The sequence below is a fragment of the Escherichia sp. E14S1 genome (assembly GCF_004211995.1).
In the GTDB taxonomy this organism is placed as follows: Bacteria; Pseudomonadota; Gammaproteobacteria; order Enterobacterales; family Enterobacteriaceae; genus Escherichia.
Map to the genome: position 1 here is coordinate 19574 of NZ_RHJQ01000003.1, position 19052 is coordinate 38625.

The window sequence follows — 19052 nt, forward strand, 5'->3', positions numbered from 1 at the left end:
TGATGATGTATATCAAAGTAAAACCGCCATTTTCCCTTATTCTGTAGCGAAATAGGCCGATCATGACGCTATATACATGATTACATAGCGAAAAGGGTGAATGGTAAAAATCTCATTTACGCGCTAGTATCGGCATAACCACTAAACACTCTAGCCTCTGCACCTGGGTCAACTGATATGGTGCTTTGGCCGTGACAATGCTTTGAAAGGTTGCCACCAGGGCGAAGGAAGAAATGACTTCGCCTCCCGTATCTGGAAAGGTGTACATGGCTTCACAACTGACTGATGCATTTGCGCGTAAGTTTTATTACTTGCGCCTGTCGATTACCGATGTGTGTAACTTTCGTTGCACATATTGCCTGCCGGATGGCTACAAGCCGAGCGGCGTCACCAATAAAGGCTTTCTGACCGTCGATGAAATTCGCCGGGTTACGCGCGCCTTTGCCAGTCTGGGCACCGAAAAAGTTCGTCTGACAGGCGGAGAGCCGTCTTTACGTCGCGACTTTACCGATATCATCGCCGCAGTGCGGGAAAATGACGCCATCCGTCAGATTGCGGTCACCACTAATGGTTACCGTCTGGAACGCGACGTGGCGAACTGGCGCGATGCCGGACTGACGGGCATTAACGTCAGTGTTGATAGTCTCGACGCTCGTCAGTTTCATGCCATTACCGGCCAGGATAAATTCAATCAGGTCATGGCTGGCATCGATGCTGCATTTGAGGCGGGCTTTGAGAAGGTCAAAGTCAATACCGTGCTGATGCGCGATGTCAACCATCACCAGCTCGACACCTTTCTGAACTGGATCCAACATCGTCCTATCCAGCTGCGTTTCATCGAACTGATGGAAACGGGCGAGGGCAGCGAGCTCTTCCGTAAACATCACATCTCTGGTCAGGTTCTGCGTGACGAGCTACTGCGTCGCGGCTGGATCCACCAATTACGTCAACGTAGCGACGGTCCCGCGCAAGTCTTTTGTCATCCGGATTACGCCGGAGAGATTGGCCTAATTATGCCGTATGAAAAAGACTTCTGCGCCACTTGCAACCGCCTGCGTGTCTCCTCCATTGGTAAACTCCATCTCTGCCTGTTTGGTGAAGGCGGCGTTAACCTGCGCGATCTGCTGGAAGACGATACCCAGCAACAGGCGCTGGAAGCGCGTATTTCAGCGGCGCTGCGGGAGAAAAAACAGACCCATTTCCTGCATCAAAACAATACCGGTATTACGCAAAACTTATCGTACATTGGCGGATAAAACGTCAAAAGGAGAGATCAGATGAGTCAGGTAAGCACTGAATTTATCCCGACCCGTATTGCTATTCTTACGGTTTCTAATCGTCGCGGTGAAGAAGACGATACCTCCGGTCACTATCTGCGCGATACGGCGCAGGAAGCGGGCCATCACGTTGTCGATAAAGCCATTGTCAAAGAAAACCGCTACGCTATTCGCGCTCAGGTATCTGCGTGGATAGCCAGTGACGATGTACAAGTGGTGTTGATTACTGGCGGCACTGGCCTGACGGAAGGCGATCAGGCTCCCGAAGCATTGCTGCCGCTGTTCGACCGTGAAGTCGAAGGTTTCGGCGAAGTGTTCCGTATGCTGTCGTTCGAAGAGATTGGCACAGCAACGTTGCAATCCCGTGCGGTAGCGGGCGTAGCGAATAAGACACTGATTTTCGCCATGCCGGGTTCGACCAAAGCGTGCCGCACCGCGTGGGAAAATATCATCGCGCCGCAGCTGGATGCCCGTACGCGTCCGTGTAATTTCCATCCACATTTGAAGAAATAAGTATGTCGCAACTGACCCATATCAACGCCGCTGGCGAAGCGCACATGGTGGATGTCTCCGCCAAAGCGGAAACTGTACGTGAAGCGCGGGCGGAAGCCTTTGTCACCATGCGTAGCGAGACGCTGGCGATGATCATCGATGGTCGCCACCATAAAGGCGACGTGTTTGCCACAGCGCGTATTGCCGGTATTCAGGCGGCAAAACGCACCTGGGATCTGATCCCGCTGTGTCATCCGTTGATGCTCAGTAAAGTCGAAGTCAATTTACAGGCCGAGCCGGAGCACAATCGGGTGCGTATAGAAACCTTATGCCGACTGACCGGGAAAACCGGCGTTGAAATGGAAGCGTTAACCGCGGCCTCCGTGGCGGCGCTGACCATTTATGACATGTGCAAAGCGGTGCAAAAAGATATGGTGATTGGTCCGGTACGTTTGCTGGCAAAGAGCGGCGGCAAATCAGGTGACTTTAAGGTGGAAGCGGATGATTAAAGTTCTTTTTTTCGCCCAGGTACGCGAGTTGGTGGGAACGGATGCAACCGAAGTGGCTGCGGATTTCCCAACCGTTGAAGCGTTACGCCAGCACCTGGCTGCGCAGAGCGATCGCTGGGCGCTGGCGCTGGAAGATGGCAAATTGCTGGCTGCCGTCAACCAGACGCTGGTGAGTTTTGACCATCCGCTGACTGACGGCGACGAAGTGGCTTTCTTCCCGCCGGTAACCGGAGGTTAAAATGGCAGAAACCAAAATTGTTGTCGGCCCGCAGTCGTTCAGTGTAGGGGAAGAGTACCCGTGGCTGGCGGAGCGTGACGAAGACGGTGCAGTGGTCACGTTTACCGGTAAGGTGCGCAATCATAACCTGGGAGACAGCGTCAAAGCATTAACCCTCGAACACTATCCGGGAATGACAGAAAAAGCACTGGCGGAAATCGTTGATGAAGCGCGTAACCGCTGGCCGCTGGGGCGCGTCACGGTAATTCACCGCATTGGTGAATTATGGCCGGGTGATGAAATTGTTTTTGTCGGTGTTACCAGTGCGCATCGCAGCAGTGCGTTCGAAGCCGGGCAGTTTATTATGGACTATCTCAAAACCCGCGCGCCGTTCTGGAAGCGCGAAGCCACGCCGGAAGGCGACCGCTGGGTCGAAGCTCGGGAGAGCGATCAGCAGGCGGCAAAACGCTGGTAGTTTTTAGCAGGCCGGATACCGCACAGCTGCATCCGGCAATTTCACCGCTCAGTACATGCGTTTACGCTGCGTCGATGCACAGCCCCATCATTTGCAGTATCCTTAAGATATTCCTTATATCTTCAGGAGAAAGTCATGGACAGATTCCCACGTTCTGATTCAATCGTACAAACCCGAGCTGGCCTGCAAACCTATATGGCACAGGTCTATGGCTGGATGACGGTAGGCTTGCTGCTTACCGCGTTTGTTGCCTGGTATGCGGCCAATTCCGCCGCCGTTATGGAGCTGTTATTCACCAACCGCATCTTTTTAATTGGTCTGGTAATAGCACAATTAGCTCTGGTTATTGTGTTATCAGCGATGATTCAAAAGCTGAGTGCAGGTGTGACAACCATGCTCTTTATGCTTTATTCAGCGCTGACGGGCCTGACGCTTTCCAGTATTTTCATTGTCTATACCGCTGCCTCTATCGCCAGCACCTTCGTCGTTACTGCCGGGATGTTCGGCGCAATGAGCCTGTACGGTTACACCACCAAACGCGATTTAAGCGGCTTCGGCAATATGCTGTTTATGGCGTTGATCGGCATTGTGCTGGCATCGCTGGTCAACTTCTGGCTGAAAAGCGAAGCGTTGATGTGGGCGGTCACCTACATCGGCGTGATTGTCTTTGTCGGATTGACGGCGTATGACACTCAGAAATTGAAAAATATGGGTGAGCAGATTGATACCCGTGACGCGTCGAACCTGCGTAAATACTCCATTCTTGGCGCATTAACCTTGTATCTGGACTTCATCAACCTGTTCCTGATGTTGCTGCGAATTTTTGGCAATCGTCGTTAATTCTTTTTTCACCACCAATATCCCGGCCATGTGTCGGGATTTTTTTATTTAAAACGATAACAAACAAGAGTCTGGTATAAAAAGCAATTTATGGCGTGGTGGTTGTGTTTTTCGCATCCATCTTTCATGGACGAAATAAGCTCCTTGCACTGGCGGGAAAATGCCATAGTGAAGAATTATGGAGTCCGGTTCGTTGCGCTGTTACAGGTGCATTAACACTCTATTACTATTTTATCGGCCTCTTTGGGATACTTGCAGCAATAGCGATAACGCTTGTCTGGCAAAGGCATACGCGGTTTTTTCATTAGTCGTAAATGCACATACTAAAGAACTTAACCGAACTTCACATCGCCGCTTCATTTTTCGCCCGTAGCTTCTTCGCCTGGCTTTCCAGCAACAGGTAACAGATCAGCGCCAGCAGCAGCGGGATAAAGTAATACAGCACACGGTAAGCGAGCAGGGCGGCGATAATTGTGCCTTTGGAGGTATGCTCCCCAGCCAGTAGCGCGATAAACACCGCTTCCAGCACACCAATTCCCGCCGGAATATGCACGATGACGCCAGCAATACTACTAACCAGCAACACGCCCAGTACAAAGAAATAGTTCACGCTTTGACCGAGTAACAGCCAGATAATCGCCCCCATGACCATCCAGTTAACGCTGGAAATCAGCATCTGGGCGAGGGCGAATTTCCATGAAGGCAGCACCAGCTTTTGCCCTTTGATGGTCATATGGCGGTGCTTCGCGAAAGCGCAAAACCACAAATAAACCGCGATAATCATCAGTAAGCCAATGCCGAGAATGCGCAGCGTGGTTTGATCGACATACCAGTGGTCCGGCAGCTCCACCACGCCTGCGGTAAAGATAATCCCTGCCAGTAAAATATAGCCCAGCCAGTTGGTGGTAATACTGAGCGAGAAAATTCGTGTAATAGTGCTGCCCGGTAACCCTAGTCGGGAGTACAAACGATAGCGCATACCAATGCCGCCGACCCAGGTACTGAGTGTCAGGTTGAAGGCATAGCAGATAAACGACACCAGCATCACCTGGCGTTTCGCCAGTTTGTGACCGCAGTAAAAGCGGGCGAGCAGGTCATAGCAGCCGTAAATCAGATAACTGATGACCACCAGCCCGACCGCACTGAGCAGCGCAACGCGATTGTAGTCGCGGATGACCTTCCAGACCTCTTCCCAGTCCACCTTTTTGGCGTAGACCACCAGCAACACAATCACCGCGATAAAAAACAGCCAGGTGAGGATCTTCTTTGCTAAGCGCCAGCGCGGATGTGATTTACTCATCAGGGCTTCATCCCCGAACTTTCAGTTTCGACCCGATCCTGCGTTTCCATTGCCGGTTGTGCGGGGGGATCAACTTGCGCCAGATGTGGCGTGTGCGCCGGAAGCCAGCCCACCAGCGCCGGGAAGTGGCGTAAAAAGTGGAACGCCAGCACGCTTTTGGTCAGGTTCCACCAGGTCCGTTTTGGCAGCATACTTTCATCCACTTGCTGGCAATCGGCGGTGATAATGCCGTTAAGATTGTCTCGCAGCGTCTGGTTAAAGTTTCGATCGTGGATGATGACATTTGCTTCGAGATTCAGCGACAAACTGAGCGGGTCGAGATTACTGGAACCCACCGTTGCCCAGTGATCGTCCATCAATGCGACTTTGCCATGTAGCGGGCGGCGGCGGTACTCAAACACCTGAACGCCGCCTTTAACCAGATAGTTATACAGCAAGCGTGCGCCGACTCTGACAATGGGCATATCCGGTTCGCCCTGAATGATCAGTTTGATCCGCACCCCGCGCCGCGCCGCTTTACGTAAGGCGTGTAAAAATCGATAGCCGGGGAAGAAGTAGGCGTTGGCGATAATGACTTCCCGCCGCGCCTGAGTGAGCATTTTCAGATAGTGACGTTCGATATCATCGCGATGTTCTTCGTTATCGCGCCAGACCAGCAATACCTGCGCTTCTCCCGGCTGGCGGTTTTCTTCCGCTTTATGATGACGTCGCCACCAGCGTCGTGCCGCGCTCTGTCCCGGCAGGTTTTCCAGTTCAAATTGTAGAATATCTTCAACAATCGGCCCTTCGAGGCGTACCGCGTAATCCTGTTTAGCCTCTGGACCGTAGCTGGACATATGCTCAGCGGAGTAATTCAGCCCGCCAATAAAGGCGATACGCGCGTCGATCACCACAATTTTGCGATGCATCCGGCGAAACACATTGGTGCGCATACCAAAAAGGCGAGGGCGGGGATCGTAGTAGCGGAACACCACGCCAGCCGCCGTCAGTTCATTGACAAACTCATCGCTGAGATCCGGCGAACCGTAGCCATCCAGCAAGACTTCCGCTTTTACTCCGCGTTGCGCTGCTGCCAGTAGCGCCGCATGCAGCTGTTTGCCGACGTCATCCTCAAACCAGATAAACGTTTCAAGAATGATGCGTTCTTGCGCTTCGCCAATTGCTTTAAACACCGCGGGATAATATTGCTCGCCATTTTCCAGCAACTGGATCTTATTGCCTTCGCGCCAGCTACATTTCATAAATGAATCTCCGCACTTAAAGGGGCATGATCAGAAAGGTGTCGCCATGTCCGCAGCGGCAACGCGGTTGGCGTGCTGGCGCTGGCATTTTTGACGTAGATCCTGTCCAGTCGTAGTAGAGGAAATTGCACCGGAAACGTGCGCGCCGGGCGCCCGTGGGCGCGGGTAAATATCTCATCCAGCCCGGCCTGCACTTTTAACGGATGATTAGCTTTTTGCCGCCAGTCGTTGAAATCACCCGCCACCAATACCGGTTCGCCGTCCGGCAGCTCATTCACCCATTCGGCGAGCATCGCAATCTGCGCCTGACGGTGCGCCTCACGCAGGCCCAAATGTACGCACATCACATGAATCGCTTTCCCGGTCATCGGCGGAACAATGCGGCAGTAGAGCACGCCGCGCTTTTCCGCACCATCGACCGAAACATCACGATTCTCATAATGTTCAATGGGATAGCGTGACAGTATGGCGTTGCCGTGATGCCCTTCCGGATACACAGCATTGCGACCGTAGGCAAAATCGCTCCACATTGTGTCGGCGAGAAACTCGTAGTGCGAGGTATCGGGCCAGTTTTCCACATGTAGCGGATGAACTTCGTGCGCGCCCATCACTTCCTGCAGGCAAACAATATCGGCGCTGACGGTACGCACGGCATCGCGAAGTTCCGGCAAAATGAAGCGTCGGTTAAACGCGGTAAAGCCTTTGTGAATATTGATGGTGAGTACCTTGAACGAAAAGTGTTGTGTTTGGTCGGGCATAATTTTCCCGTTTTGGCCTCTTATCTCATTGAAATAGTGTAGTCGGCGTCACAAAAAGGTGCGGTCTTACGGAATTTTCCGTAAAGTTCGGTACTCTGAGTAAGTAGAGATAAATTCTTCAGGAGAGAAGCCATGAAGTGGCAACAACGTGTTCGTGTCGCAACTGGCCTAAGTTGCTGGCAGATTATGTTGCATTTACTGGTAGTGGCGCTGCTGGTGGTGGGCTGGATGAGTAAAACTTTGGTTCACGTCGGCGTGGGATTATGCGTGCTGTATTGTGTCACCGTGGTAATGATGCTGGTGTTTCAGCGTCACCCCGAGCAACGCTGGCGTGAGGTGGCGGATGTGCTGGAAGAGCTGACCACCACCTGGTATTTTGGCGCGGCGCTGATTGTGCTGTGGCTGCTGTCCCGCGTACTGGAAAACAACTTTTTGCTGGCGATTGCAGGGCTGGCAATCCTTGCCGGCCCGGCGGTAGTATCTTTGCTGGCGAAAGATAAGAAGTTACATCACCTTACGTCTAAACATCGCGTACGCCGCTGACCCGGTTGTGGCCGTTATCACTAGTAGCGGCCACAAACTGTTCCACACAATATCCAGACTCGCATCCTTCAAATAAATCTGCTTGGTAATGTCCGTAAAGTGGCGAATAGGGTTAATCCACGTCAGGTTTTGCAGCCATACTGGCATGTTCTCCACCGGCGAAACGTAACCGGAAAGCAGAATGGCGGGCATCATAAAGACGAACACGCCGATAAACGCCTGCTGTTGCGTTGAACAAAGTGATGAAATCAACAGACCGAATCCCACCAGCGATAAACCGTAAATCACCATCGTAAAGTAGAACAGCGCCAGCGATCCGGCGAAGGGGATTTGATACGCCCAGATACCAATCGCCAGCACAATAGTGGCCTGGAAGGTGGCGACAATTAATGCCGGTACGGCTTTGCCGATGAATATCTGCCAGGTGGTGAGCGGCGAAACCAGTAGCTGATCGAGCGTACCTTGTTCACGTTCGCGGGCGACGGAAAGTGAAGTGACGATCATTACGCCGATAGTGGTGATCATGGCGATCAGCGACGGCACCACAAACCATTTGTAGTCGAGATTCGGGTTATACCAGTTGCGTACTACCAGCTCGCTGTTGTTGGGTTTCGGTTTTCCTTCCAGCAGCTCCTGCTGATAATTTTTGACGATCTGTTGCAGGTAGTTAGCGGCAATTTGCGCACTGTTGGAGTTACGCCCGTCGAGGATCAACTGCAACGGCGCGGTCTGGAAGGTATCCAGTTTGCGCGAGAAGTCAGCCGGGAAACGCACCAGGAGTAACGCCTTTTGTGTGTCGATGGTCGGGCGGATCTCCTGTGGGCTTTTCAGCAGCAGCACATGGGTAAAGGCGCTGGCGCGGGCAAAACGTTGAGTAAGTTCTACCGAGTGCTCGCCGTTATCTTCATCGTAGATGGCGATGGTGGCGTTGGTCACTTCCAGCGTGGCGGCGAACGGGAACAGGATCACCTGAATCAGCACGGGTAAAATCAGAATCGCGCGGGTTTGCGGTTCGCGCAGCAGCGACTGCAACTCTTTGCGGATTAACGTCCATAAGCGATGAAACATGCTCTTCTCCCTAATCCAGCCGACGTTTGGTTTTAAGCCATGTCAGGCCGATAAACATCACCGCCGAAGCGATCAAAAACAGCACGTTCACCACCAGCACCACTGGAATATTCCCAGCAAGGAACAGGCTTTGCAGGGTGCTGACGAAATAACGTGCGGGAATAATGTACGTCACCGCGCGGATCACCGCGGGCATACTGTCTATCTGAAATATAAAGCCGGAAAGCATAATCGACGGCAGGAACGCGGCGTTCAGGGCGACCTGAGCGGCGTTGAACTGGTTGCGGGTAATCGTTGAAATCAGCAGCCCCATCCCCAGGGTACTGAGTAAAAACAGGCTGGAGATAAAAAACAGAATCAGCAGCGACCCGCGATACGGCACGCCGAGAATAAACACCGACACCAGCATACACAGCAACATCGCCAGCATACCGAGGAAGTAATAAGGGATCAGCTTACACAGCAGCAGTTCCGTGCGGGTAATCTCCGTAGAGAGCAAAGCCTCCATGGTGCCGCGTTCCCATTCTCGCGCCACCACCAGCGAGGTGAGAATCGCGCCGATGACCGTCATGATAATGGTCACCGCACCGGGGATAATAAAGTGTTGGCTTATCGCCGCCGGGTTAAACCAGTAGCGGGTTTGTACATCAATAAGCGGTTCAAAAGTCTGCCCGTTATCCTCCGCTCGCTGCATTTGCCAGATCTGCCAGATCCCTTCGACATACCCCTGCACAAAGTTAGCGGTATTCGGCTCACTGCCGTCGGTGATCACCTGAATCGGTGCGGTGGCGTTGGCGCGCTCCATCTGTTCGGCGAAATCCACCGGAATCACCACCAGACCACGAATTTTTCCCGCCTGCATTTTGGCGATCAGTTCCTGACGGTTATCGCTGATGGTGGCGTCGATGTAGGGCGAACCGGTCATGGTGTGGGTGAAATCCAGCGCCGCTTCGCTACGCTGTTCCAGTAAAATCCCGACGCGCAGCTTGCTGGAGTCGAGGTTAATGCCGTATCCAAAAATAAACAGCAGTAGCAGTGGGATCACCACCGCAATCAGCCAGCTACTCGGATCGCGAACGATCTGCCGCGTCTCTTTGACGCACAGCGCCCGCACGCGACGCCAGGAAAGGATCGGATTACTCATTGCCATGCTCCTTATCCCAGTCGTGGATCAGCTGAATAAAGGCTTGCTCCATGGTGGGATCGGGTTGCTCATCGTTAGCCGACTGCGCTTTCAAATCATCCGGCGTGCCGCTGGCGATTAATTTCCCACGGTACACCAGGCCGATGCGGTCGCAATATTCCGCTTCATCCATAAAGTGGGTGGTGACCATCACCGTGACGCCTTTCTCTACCATGCTGTTGATGTGCAGCCAAAATTCACGGCGGGTGAGGGGATCAACGCCGGAAGTTGGTTCATCGAGAAACAGAATGTCCGGTTCATGCATCAGCGAACAGGCCAGTGCCAGCCGCTGTTTAAAACCTAATGGCAGTTCATCGGTGGCGTGTGAGGCAATACTTTTCAGGCCAAATGCCTCGCTCATACGGGAGATTTTTTCGTTCTGCGCCCGACCGCGTAAGCCATAAACACCAGAAAAAAAGCGTAAATTCTGTTCGACCGTCAGGTTGCCGTAGAGCGAAAACTTTTGCGCCATATAGCCGAGATGCTGGCGCGCTTTACCTGAACTCTCTTTCAGATCCATCCCCAGTACCAGCGCCTGACCAGAGGTCGGCACCAGCAAACCACACATCATCTTAAAGGTGGTGGATTTCCCCGCGCCGTTTGGCCCCAGCAAACCAAAAATCTCCCCACGTTTAACGGCAAAATTGACGTGATCGGTGGCGGCAAAATCACCAAATTTCTTGGTCAGTTCTTTCGCTTCGATCACCGTCTCGCCAGGTGTGCCTTCCACCGTATGTAATATTGCGCCCAGCGGCGATTCCGAGGTTCCGGCACCGCCCAGCAAGTCAATAAACGCATCTTCAAAGCGGGGCGTGGTTGGGTTGATGTCGATTTCCGGCATCCCGTCGGCATGGCGAATATCGTCTGGCGTGGCCTCTTTTTTGAGGATCAGGCGTACCGATTTCCCCTGAATCATGCCGTCGCTGACCTGTGGCAGTTTCAAGGCGCGTTGTAGCAGTTTGCGGTTGCCCTCGTGCGGGCTGGTCATCAGAAAGCTGCGTCCGGCCATGGTTTGCGTCAGGGCCGTCGGTTCTCCCTGATACAACAACTCGCCTTCATTCATCAGCAGCACATCGCGGCACTGTTCGGCTTCGTCGAGATACGAGGTGCTCCAGAGGATTAACATCCCTTCGCCTGCCAGCTCATGCACCATCTGCCACAGTTCGCGCCGTGAGATAGGGTCAACGCCGACGCCGGGCTCATCGAGCAGCAACACTTTCGGTTCGCCCACCAGGGTACAGGCCAGGCCGAGTTTTTGCTTCATCCCGCCGGAGAGCTTGCCCGCCAGCCGTCCGGTAAACGGACCAAGAGACGTAAACTCCAGCAGGCGAGCAAAAGTCTGTTTACGTGCTTCACCGGTGACGCTGCGCAAATCCGCGTACAGATTGAGGTTCTCCATCACCGTCAGATCTTCATACAGACCGAATTTCTGCGGCATATAGCCGAGAACGGCGTGCAGCGCAGCGTCGTTTTTGATCGGATCAAAGCCAATCACCGTGGCGCTGCCGCTGTCGGGTTTCAGTAATCCCGCCAGCATCCGCATCAGCGTGGTTTTGCCCGCACCGTCCGGCCCCACCAGCCCCGTCACATAACCGGCATGAATGGTACAATCGAGCGGCGCGACGGCGGGCTTTTCCATGCCCGGAAAGCGTTTTTCCAGGCCGTTCAGCGTGATAACGGCATCATTCATGTCCTGCCTCGTTACCGAATTGTACCGTCACCGGCATTCCCTGGCGTAACGCATCATCGGCGTCGGTCACCACAATACGCAGGCGATAGACGAGGTCGGTACGCAGATCCGGCGTTTCGACGGTTTTCGGCGTAAATTCAGCGGTTGGCGAGACAAAGCCAATTTGTCCGTGATAGGGCTTATTCGGGCGACCATCGGTATAAAGCAGCACTTTGCGACCTGGCTGGGCCTGGTCGAGATTACGTTCGTCAACATAGGCACGTACCCACACCGGACGCGTTAGTGAAACGGTAAACACTGTGCCACCTTCATTGAGCACCGTGCCAGGCTCTACCGCGCGGGTTAACAGCGTGCCATCAGACGGAGCTACCAGCGTTGAGTCCTGTAAATTCAGTTCCGCCTGCGCCAGTTGCGCCTGTGCCTGTTCGAGGCTGGCTTTCGCCTGGGCGATGTCCTGTTCACGGTTACCGGAACGGTACTGACGCAATTTATCCTGTGCTGATTTCAGCGTGGCTTGCGCCTGGTCGCGCGAGGAGCGGGCATTTTCCAGGTCATTTGCCGAAATGGTGCGGCTTTTCCACAATCCTTGCTGACGGGCATAGAAGTTCTGCGCATAGTCATAAGCGGCCTGTGCCTGTTTTACAGCGGCGGCAGCCTGAGCGATTTCTTCATCGCGATACCCGGCAAGCATCAGGTCATACTGCGCCTGCGCCACCGAAACGCCCGCTTTCGCCTGCATCAGCGCAATCTCATATGGCTTGTGATCCAGCTCGCCCAGCACCTGACCCGCTTTGATCGCATCACCTTCGTCCACCGCCAGCGATTCAACGCGACCACCGACACGGAAGCTCAGATTTACGGTGCGAATATCCACGTTGCCATACAGCGTCAGGCCGTTATCCTGGCGGCTTTGATACCACCAGTAGCCTCCGGCAATCACGGCGGCAAGTACCACTACCGCCAGTCCAATCACGACAGGTTTTTTCATCACTACAAACTCCTTTGCGATAATCCTTGCAAAATCAGGTCGATATGACAGGTTACCGTCTGGTTAATCAGTTCGGTCTTTTCTTCATCGAACGCGGTCCAGCCGGTACGTAACAGAATCGTTTCTTTGCCGAGACGAAACGCCAGAATCTCACCAATCAACGCATGGGTATGAAGGATCATGCGGGTGTCATTGGCGTCGCAGCCGGTCCAGGCGGCAATCAGGCGTGTCAGGTGGCTGTGTAGCGGGCTAATCACCTGTTCATGCACCAGATGGTAGGCCGCCGTGGGAGAGAGCTGTTCACGGGAGATAAACTTGCTGAGGTTGACGGTGTCATCCTGGGTGAGCAGTTGGATCATGTTCCTGCAGGCGCGAAGGATCAGTTCGCGGATAGCGGCGCGATCCGGCTGTGGTTGTGCGAACAAGCGTTCGGCTTCCTCGGCGTGCGGACGGAACTGCTCGCCAATGAAATCGGCAATCCACTGGGCGCAGGCGAGGTACAAATCTTCTTTCGAACCGAAGTAATAGGTAATGGCAGCGATATTCTGCCCGGCCTGGGCGGCGATATCGCGGGTGGTGGCGTTCATTCCATACTCACCAAACTGTGCCAGTGCCGCAGCAATCAGCTGTTTTTTCGCCTGTTCACCTTTGGTTGTCATGGCAGGACTATTCATAGCACAGCCCATTCTTAATCAAATGATTGATTAAGATTATGACTCATTTTTAGCGTTGTCCAGTATGGCCAGGAATTTTAGCAACGCCAGTCACAGGGATAATTTATGCGCTGCGTCACAAAAACTGCTACACTCCGCTCCCTCATGACATTGTGGTTTTTGTCATTTTCCTTTTCAGTATCTCCCTGAAAACTACACCGGTAACGGTCGGGGCGGTTCGGAGTAGTTATGTCTTTCGATTCTTTGGGTTTAAGCCCTGATATCCTGCGCGCCGTTGCCGAGCAAGGTTACCGTGAACCCACCCCTATTCAGCAGCAGGCGATCCCTGCGGTGCTGGAAGGCCGCGACCTGATGGCCAGTGCCCAGACCGGCACGGGCAAAACAGCGGGCTTTACGTTGCCGCTACTACAACACCTGATTTCCCGCGAGCCGCACGCCAAAGGGCGTCGTCCGGTACGTGCGCTCATTCTTACCCCGACCCGTGAACTGGCGGCGCAGATTGGCGAAAATGTCCGTGATTACAGCAAATACCTGAACATTCGTTCGCTGGTGGTGTTTGGTGGTGTGAGCATTAACCCGCAGATGATGAAACTGCGTGGCGGCGTTGATGTGCTGGTGGCAACGCCGGGGCGTTTGCTGGACCTGGAACATCAGAATGCGGTGAAGCTGGACCAGATAGAAATCCTCGTCCTCGATGAAGCTGACCGCATGCTCGACATGGGCTTTATCCACGATATTCGTCGTGTGTTAACAAAACTGCCAGCGAAGCGCCAGAACCTGCTGTTCTCCGCCACTTTCTCTGACGACATTAAAGCGCTGGCAGAAAAGCTGCTACACAACCCGCTGGAAATCGAAGTGGCACGCCGCAATACCGCGTCTGATCAGGTGACCCAGCACGTTCACTTTGTCGATAAGAAACGCAAACGCGAATTGCTGTCGCATATGATTGGTAAAGGGAACTGGCAGCAGGTGCTGGTGTTTACCCGTACCAAACATGGCGCTAACCATTTGGCGGAACAGCTCAATAAAGATGGCATCCGTAGTGCGGCGATTCACGGTAATAAATCGCAAGGTGCGCGTACTCGTGCGCTGGCCGATTTTAAATCGGGCGATATTCGCGTACTGGTGGCAACTGACATCGCTGCGCGCGGTCTGGATATCGAAGAGTTGCCGCACGTCGTCAACTATGAACTGCCAAACGTACCAGAGGATTATGTCCACCGTATCGGGCGTACCGGTCGTGCCGCAGCTACCGGTGAAGCGTTGTCGCTGGTATGTGTTGATGAACACAAGCTGCTGCGTGATATCGAAAAACTGCTGAAAAAAGAGATCCCGCGCATTGCGATTCCTGGCTATGAGCCGGACCCGTCAATCAAAGCGGAACCAATCCAGAATGGTCGCCAGCAACGTGGTGGCGGCGGTCGTGGGCAAGGTGGTGGTCGCGGTCAACAGCAACCACGCCGCGCTGAAGGTGGTGCGAAGTCTGGTAATGCGAAGCCCGCAGAAAAACCGTCTCGTCGCCTCGGCGATGCCAAACCGGCAGGCGAGCAACAACGTCGTCGCCGTCCGCGTAAACCTGCCGCTGCGCAGTAATCTTTTATGCCGGGCTATGCCCGGCATCTTCGCAACAAGTCTCTTTCTACCGCAATTTCACCCTGGACAATTTACGATCAAAAAATGCAATTTATTATTAATTGCGCTATCTTTAATTATAAATTGCATGACATATACAAAAAGGTTAGCGCATTATGGCACCAGAAACGATCGATCACTCAACCTTACATAAACTGGTTGAATCTGGCGTAGTGGATGCAGCACACGTTATTGGCACCCAGGGAGGCTGGTCGTTGACCGTGAAATACGGCCACACTGAACGGCCTCTTGCAGCACAACGCAGTCGGCAAATTCGCTTGTTTAAACGGCTGGAAACGGTTGTCAACTACCTGAAAGATGTTGGTATTGCCCGGTTTGAAGTCGACGCCTCTAATTACGACCCGGACGGTCAGAAGAAAACGACCCGACCTGACAGGGCAGAGGCATTAAAACGAGCTCATGAAGCTGCCGCGTATGATGCCTGGTTTCGTGAACAGGTGCAGGCCGCCATTGACGATCCACGCCCGGCGCTCTCTCATGAAGAGGCCAAAAGTCTATTTGCTGCCCGTAAAAAAGCCTTGTTGAAGGGGGATTAATGCGTCTGGAATGGAAGCCAATGTCCCTGTCTGACAGGGAGCAAATCATGGAATACACCAGTAAAGATAATCCGCAAGCGGCAATTGCCCTTGATAATCAATTTGAAACCATTGCGGAACAGGCCTGTGAACGCCCGGAGATGTATCGTGCCGGACGAGTCGCTGGTACACATGAAGCCGTTGTCAGGCCGCATTATGTGCTTATCTATCAAGTGGAGGGCTATACGCTCTCGGTATTGCGTGTTTTACATACCGCCCTGCAATGGCCGCCAGCGCAATAAGCCTGCGTGCATTGTCTTTTACTACGCAATGATGCTTCTTCTGCTGCGGGAAAATCTCACCTCCAGTAAACGTTATTGCGAGCCGCTTTCCAGAAACAGAAAAACCATTACCCCTGAAAACCGAAAAATGCCACAATATTGGCTGTTTATACAGTATTTCAGGTTTTCTCATGGCATTAACCGCCGCGCTTAAAGCGCAAATCGCCGCCTGGTATAAGGCGCTTCAGGAACAGATCCCCGACTTTATTCCCCGTGCGCCGCAGCGGCAGATGATTGCGGACGTCGCCAAAACGCTGGCCGGAGAAGAAGGGCGGCATCTGGCGATTGAAGCGCCCACCGGCGTTGGGAAAACGCTCTCCTATTTGATTCCCGGCATCGCCATTGCCCGCGAAGAGCAAAAAACGCTGGTGGTGAGTACCGCCAACGTGGCGTTGCAGGATCAGATCTACAGCAAAGATTTACCGCTGCTGAAAAAGATCATTCCCGATCTTAAATTCACTGCCGCTTTTGGGCGTGGGCGCTACGTTTGCCCGCGTAATCTGACGGCGCTCGCCAGCACTGAACCCACGCAACAGGATCTGCTGGCGTTTCTTGACGACGAACTGACGCCAAATAATCAGGAAGAGCAAAAACGTTGTGCGAAGCTGAAGGGCGATCTCGACACTTATAAATGGGACGGTCTGCGCGATCATACTGATATCGCTATAGATGACGATCTCTGGCGTCGTTTGAGTACCGATAAGGCCAGTTGCCTTAACCGCAACTGTTATTACTATCGCGAATGCCCGTTTTTTGTTGCTCGTCGGGAAATTCAGGAAGCGGAAGTGGTGGTGGCAAACCATGCGCTGGTGATGGCGGCGATGGAAAGCGAAGCCGTATTACCTGACCCGAAAAATCTGCTGCTGGTGCTGGACGAAGGTCATCACCTGCCGGATGTAGCGCGGGATGCGCTGGAGATGAGCGCCGAAATCACCGCACCGTGGTATCGGCTACAGCTGGACTTGTTCACCAAACTGGTCGCTACCTGCATGGAACAGTTTCGCCCGAAGACGATCCCACCGCTGGCGATCCCCGAGCGTTTGAATGCGCATTGTGAAGAGTTGTATGAGCTTATCGCCTCGTTAAACAACATTCTCAATCTCTACATGCCTGCCGGGCAGGAGGCAGAGCACCGTTTTGCGATGGGCGAACTGCCTGAGGAAGTGCTGGAGATCTGCCAGCGGCTGGCAAAACTCACCGAGATGCTGCGTGGTCTGGCGGAGTTATTTCTTAACGATTTAAGCGAGAAAACTGGTACTCATGACATTGTGCGTCTGCACCGTTTGATTTTGCAGATGAACCGCGCGCTGGGGATGTTTGAGGCGCAAAGCAAACTCTGGCGGCTGGCCTCGCTGGCGCAATCTTCCGGTGCGCCCGTGACCAAATGGGCGACGCGGGAAGAGCGCGACGGGCAGCTGCATCTCTGGTTTCACTGCGTGGGAATACGTGTTAGCGATCAGCTGGAAAGGCTGCTGTGGCGCAGCATTCCGCACATTATTGTCACCTCCGCGACCTTGCGATCGCTGAACAGTTTTTCGCGTTTGCAGGAGATGAGCGGGCTGAAAGAGAAAGCGGGCGACCGCTTTGTGGCGCTGGATTCTCCCTTCAACCACTGCGAACAGGGCAAAATTGTTATTCCTCGGATGCGCTTTGAGCCTTCCATTGACAACGAAGAACAGCACATTGCTGAAATGGCGGCGTTCTTCCGTGAGCAGGTAGAGAATAAAAAACATCTCGGTATGTTAGTGCTGTTTGCCAGTGGGCGTGCGATGCAGCGGTTTCTCGACTATGTGACGGATTTACGTCTGATACTGCTGGTGCAGGGCGATCAGCCGCGTTACCGTTTAGTTGAACTGCATCGCAAACGCGTCGCCAACGGTGAGCGCAGCGTACTGGTGGGCTTACAATCTTTTGCCGAAGGGCTGGATTTGAAAGGCGATCTTCTCAGCCAGGTGCATATCCACAAAATCGCTTTTCCGCCTATTGACAGCCCGGTGGTGATCACCGAAGGAGAATGGCTGAAAAGCCTCAACCGCTATCCGTTTGAGGTGCAAAGCCTGCCGAGCGCCTCGTTTAACCTGATCCAGCAGGTTGGGCGTTTGATCCGAAGCCACGGCTGCTGGGGGGAAGTGGTGATTTACGATAAACGCTTGCTGACCAAAAACTATGGCAAGCGACTACTGGATGCATTACCGGTATTTCCGATTGAGCAACCGGAAGTCCCTGAAGGTATAGTTAAAAAGAAAGAAAAAGCGAAATCCCCACGCCGTCGGCGGCGTTAATGATGTGAGTCAGGTAAGGAGTCGTAAATGGACTATCGCAAAATCATTAAAGAGATCGGGCGCGGGAAAAACCACGCGCGCGATTTAGACCGGGATACTGCGCGCGGTCTGTATGCCCATATGCTCAACGGTGAAGTCCCTGACCTCGAGCTGGGCGGCGTATTGATTGCGCTGCGTATCAAAGGGGAAGGGGAAGCAGAGATGCTCGGCTTTTACGAAGCCATGCAAAATCACACCATCAAGCTGACGCCGCCTACCGGCAAGCCGATGCCCATTGTCATCCCCAGTTACAACGGTGCGCGTAAACAGGCCAACCTGACGCCGTTGCTGGCACTTCTGCTACACAAACTCGGTTTTCCTGTGGTGGTTCACGGCGTTAGCGAAGATCCAACCCGCGTGCTGACCGAAACCATTTTCGAACTGATGGGTATTACGCCAACGCTACATGCCGGGCAGGCGCAGGCGAAGCTCGACGAACATCAACTGGTGTTTATGCCTGTAGGCGCGTTTTGCCCGCCGCTGGAAAAACAACTGGCGATGCGCTGGCGGATGGGCGTGCGTAACAGTGCGCATACCCTGGCGAAACTGGCGACGCCATTTGCCGAAGGTGAGGCGCTGCGTCTTTCCAGCGTTTCGCATCCGGAATATATCGGGCGAGTCGCAAAATTCTTTAGCGATATTGGCGGACGAGCGCTGTTAATGCATGGCACCGAAGGTGAAGTTTATGCTAATCCGCAACGCTGCCCGCAAATCAATTTGATCGACCGTGAAGGGATGCGGGTGCTGTATGAAAAACAGGACACTGCTGGCAACGAGCTACTGCCACAAGCAAAAGACCCGGAAACCACGGCGAAGTGGATTGAGCGTTGCCTGGCTGGCAGCGAACCGATTCCTGAATCGCTGAAAATCCAGATGGCTTGCTGCCTGCTGGCGGCGGGTGAAGTGGCAACCGTTAACGACGGTCTGGCGCGCGTTAATCAGGCATTTTAATTTTTTTCTCCGCCGG

At 53.5% G+C, this 19052-nt stretch carries 20 protein-coding genes, 1 pseudogene and 1 riboswitch; of the genes and pseudogenes, 13 read left to right on the top strand and 8 right to left on the bottom strand.

The window, feature by feature from the left end:
• Positions 1–134: 134 nt before the first annotated feature.
• Positions 135–279, top strand: a riboswitch (molybdenum cofactor riboswitch).
• The 7 genes and pseudogenes from moaA to D9734_RS02405 form a co-directional block, all read left to right on the top strand.
• Positions 267–1256: a GTP 3',8-cyclase MoaA gene (gene moaA, locus D9734_RS02375; RefSeq protein ID WP_001295301.1), complete on the top strand. Its 990-nt coding sequence runs from the start codon at positions 267–269 to the stop codon at positions 1254–1256. (Overlaps the previous riboswitch by 13 nt.)
• 21 nt (positions 1257–1277) lie before the next feature.
• Entirely contained in the window at positions 1278–1790 is a 513-nt protein-coding gene (gene moaB / locus D9734_RS02380) for a molybdenum cofactor biosynthesis protein B (protein ID WP_130205101.1), read from the top strand.
• Between the two features lie 2 nt (positions 1791–1792).
• Positions 1793–2278 carry a cyclic pyranopterin monophosphate synthase MoaC gene (gene moaC, locus D9734_RS02385; RefSeq protein ID WP_000080885.1) on the top strand — a complete coding sequence of 162 codons (486 nt, stop codon included), beginning with the start codon at positions 1793–1795 and terminating at the stop codon, positions 2276–2278.
• On the top strand, positions 2271–2516 hold the full coding sequence (gene moaD / locus D9734_RS02390) for a molybdopterin synthase sulfur carrier subunit (protein ID WP_000598612.1): 246 nt from the start codon (positions 2271–2273) through the stop codon (positions 2514–2516). The genes moaC and moaD overlap by 8 nt, the downstream gene beginning before the upstream one ends.
• A 1-nt stretch (position 2517) precedes the next feature.
• A complete protein-coding gene (moaE, locus tag D9734_RS02395) occupies positions 2518–2970 on the top strand; it encodes a molybdopterin synthase catalytic subunit MoaE (RefSeq protein WP_130205103.1) in 453 nt (150 codons plus the stop codon).
• Positions 2971–3105: 135 nt separating this feature from the next.
• Complete coding sequence (locus D9734_RS02400) at positions 3106–3810, top strand: Bax inhibitor-1/YccA family protein (RefSeq protein WP_130205105.1); 705 nt, start codon at positions 3106–3108, stop codon at positions 3808–3810.
• A 98-nt stretch (positions 3811–3908) separates the two neighbouring features.
• Positions 3909–4118, top strand: a pseudogene (locus D9734_RS02405) (BAX inhibitor (BI)-1/YccA family protein); the annotation flags it as partial.
• 35 nt (positions 4119–4153) lie between these two features.
• Here the strand turns inward: D9734_RS02405 and D9734_RS02410 are convergent.
• The 3 genes from D9734_RS02410 to D9734_RS02420 are packed head-to-tail and all read right to left on the bottom strand — an operon-like array spanning position 4154 to position 7109.
• A complete protein-coding gene (locus tag D9734_RS02410) occupies positions 4154–5110 on the bottom strand; it encodes a YbhN family protein (protein ID WP_130205107.1) in 957 nt (318 codons plus the stop codon).
• On the bottom strand, positions 5110–6351 hold the full coding sequence (gene clsB / locus D9734_RS02415; protein WP_130205109.1) for a cardiolipin synthase ClsB: 1242 nt from the start codon (positions 6349–6351) through the stop codon (positions 5110–5112). Before clsB ends, D9734_RS02410 begins: the two co-directional genes overlap by 1 nt.
• Positions 6348–7109, bottom strand: coding sequence for an endonuclease/exonuclease/phosphatase family protein (locus D9734_RS02420; protein WP_130205111.1), 762 nt, complete (start codon positions 7107–7109; stop codon positions 6348–6350). The genes clsB and D9734_RS02420 overlap by 4 nt, the downstream gene beginning before the upstream one ends.
• Positions 7110–7241: 132 nt before the next feature.
• On the opposite strand from D9734_RS02420, the gene D9734_RS02425 reads away from it, so the two are divergent.
• Positions 7242–7652 carry a YbhQ family protein gene (locus tag D9734_RS02425; protein WP_077737778.1) on the top strand — a complete coding sequence of 137 codons (411 nt, stop codon included), beginning with the start codon at positions 7242–7244 and terminating at the stop codon, positions 7650–7652.
• Here D9734_RS02425 and D9734_RS02430 read toward each other — a convergent pair.
• From D9734_RS02430 to cecR, 5 genes are read right to left on the bottom strand one after another with little or no spacing between them, the layout of a single operon-like run.
• Positions 7614–8720 carry an ABC transporter permease gene (locus D9734_RS02430; protein WP_000469031.1) on the bottom strand — a complete coding sequence of 369 codons (1107 nt, stop codon included), beginning with the start codon at positions 8718–8720 and terminating at the stop codon, positions 7614–7616. The two genes, D9734_RS02425 and D9734_RS02430, sit on opposite strands and share 39 nt — an antisense overlap.
• Before the next feature lie 10 nt (positions 8721–8730).
• On the bottom strand, positions 8731–9864 hold the full coding sequence (locus tag D9734_RS02435) for an ABC transporter permease (protein ID WP_000070131.1): 1134 nt from the start codon (positions 9862–9864) through the stop codon (positions 8731–8733).
• Entirely contained in the window at positions 9857–11593 is a 1737-nt protein-coding gene (locus D9734_RS02440; RefSeq protein ID WP_130205113.1) for an ATP-binding cassette domain-containing protein, read from the bottom strand. Before D9734_RS02440 ends, D9734_RS02435 begins: the two co-directional genes overlap by 8 nt.
• Positions 11586–12581: a secretion protein HlyD gene (gene hlyD, locus D9734_RS02445; RefSeq protein ID WP_130205709.1), complete on the bottom strand. Its 996-nt coding sequence runs from the start codon at positions 12579–12581 to the stop codon at positions 11586–11588. The genes D9734_RS02440 and hlyD overlap by 8 nt, the downstream gene beginning before the upstream one ends.
• A 2-nt stretch (positions 12582–12583) precedes the next feature.
• Positions 12584–13255 (bottom strand): DNA-binding transcriptional regulator CecR, encoded by a 672-nt coding sequence (gene cecR / locus D9734_RS02450; RefSeq protein ID WP_024191852.1) that lies wholly within the window; start codon positions 13253–13255, stop codon positions 12584–12586.
• A 228-nt stretch (positions 13256–13483) separates the two neighbouring features.
• On the opposite strand from cecR, the gene rhlE reads away from it, so the two are divergent.
• The 5 genes from rhlE to ybiB all read left to right on the top strand — a co-directional run bounded on the left by rhlE (position 13484) and on the right by ybiB (position 19036).
• Positions 13484–14848 carry an ATP-dependent RNA helicase RhlE gene (gene rhlE, locus D9734_RS02455; RefSeq protein ID WP_130205115.1) on the top strand — a complete coding sequence of 455 codons (1365 nt, stop codon included), beginning with the start codon at positions 13484–13486 and terminating at the stop codon, positions 14846–14848.
• Between the two features lie 155 nt (positions 14849–15003).
• Positions 15004–15444 carry a hypothetical protein gene (locus D9734_RS02460; RefSeq protein ID WP_001522657.1) on the top strand — a complete coding sequence of 147 codons (441 nt, stop codon included), beginning with the start codon at positions 15004–15006 and terminating at the stop codon, positions 15442–15444.
• Positions 15444–15725 carry a type II toxin-antitoxin system RelE/ParE family toxin gene (locus D9734_RS02465; RefSeq protein WP_130205117.1) on the top strand — a complete coding sequence of 94 codons (282 nt, stop codon included), beginning with the start codon at positions 15444–15446 and terminating at the stop codon, positions 15723–15725. The genes D9734_RS02460 and D9734_RS02465 overlap by 1 nt, the downstream gene beginning before the upstream one ends.
• Before the next feature lie 170 nt (positions 15726–15895).
• Positions 15896–18046, top strand: a complete 2151-nt coding sequence (gene dinG / locus D9734_RS02470; RefSeq protein WP_130205119.1) for an ATP-dependent DNA helicase DinG — start codon at positions 15896–15898, stop codon at positions 18044–18046.
• A 27-nt stretch (positions 18047–18073) separates the two neighbouring features.
• Positions 18074–19036, top strand: coding sequence for a DNA-binding protein YbiB (ybiB, locus tag D9734_RS02475; RefSeq protein ID WP_130205121.1), 963 nt, complete (start codon positions 18074–18076; stop codon positions 19034–19036).
• The last annotated feature ends 16 nt before the right edge of the window (positions 19037–19052 follow it).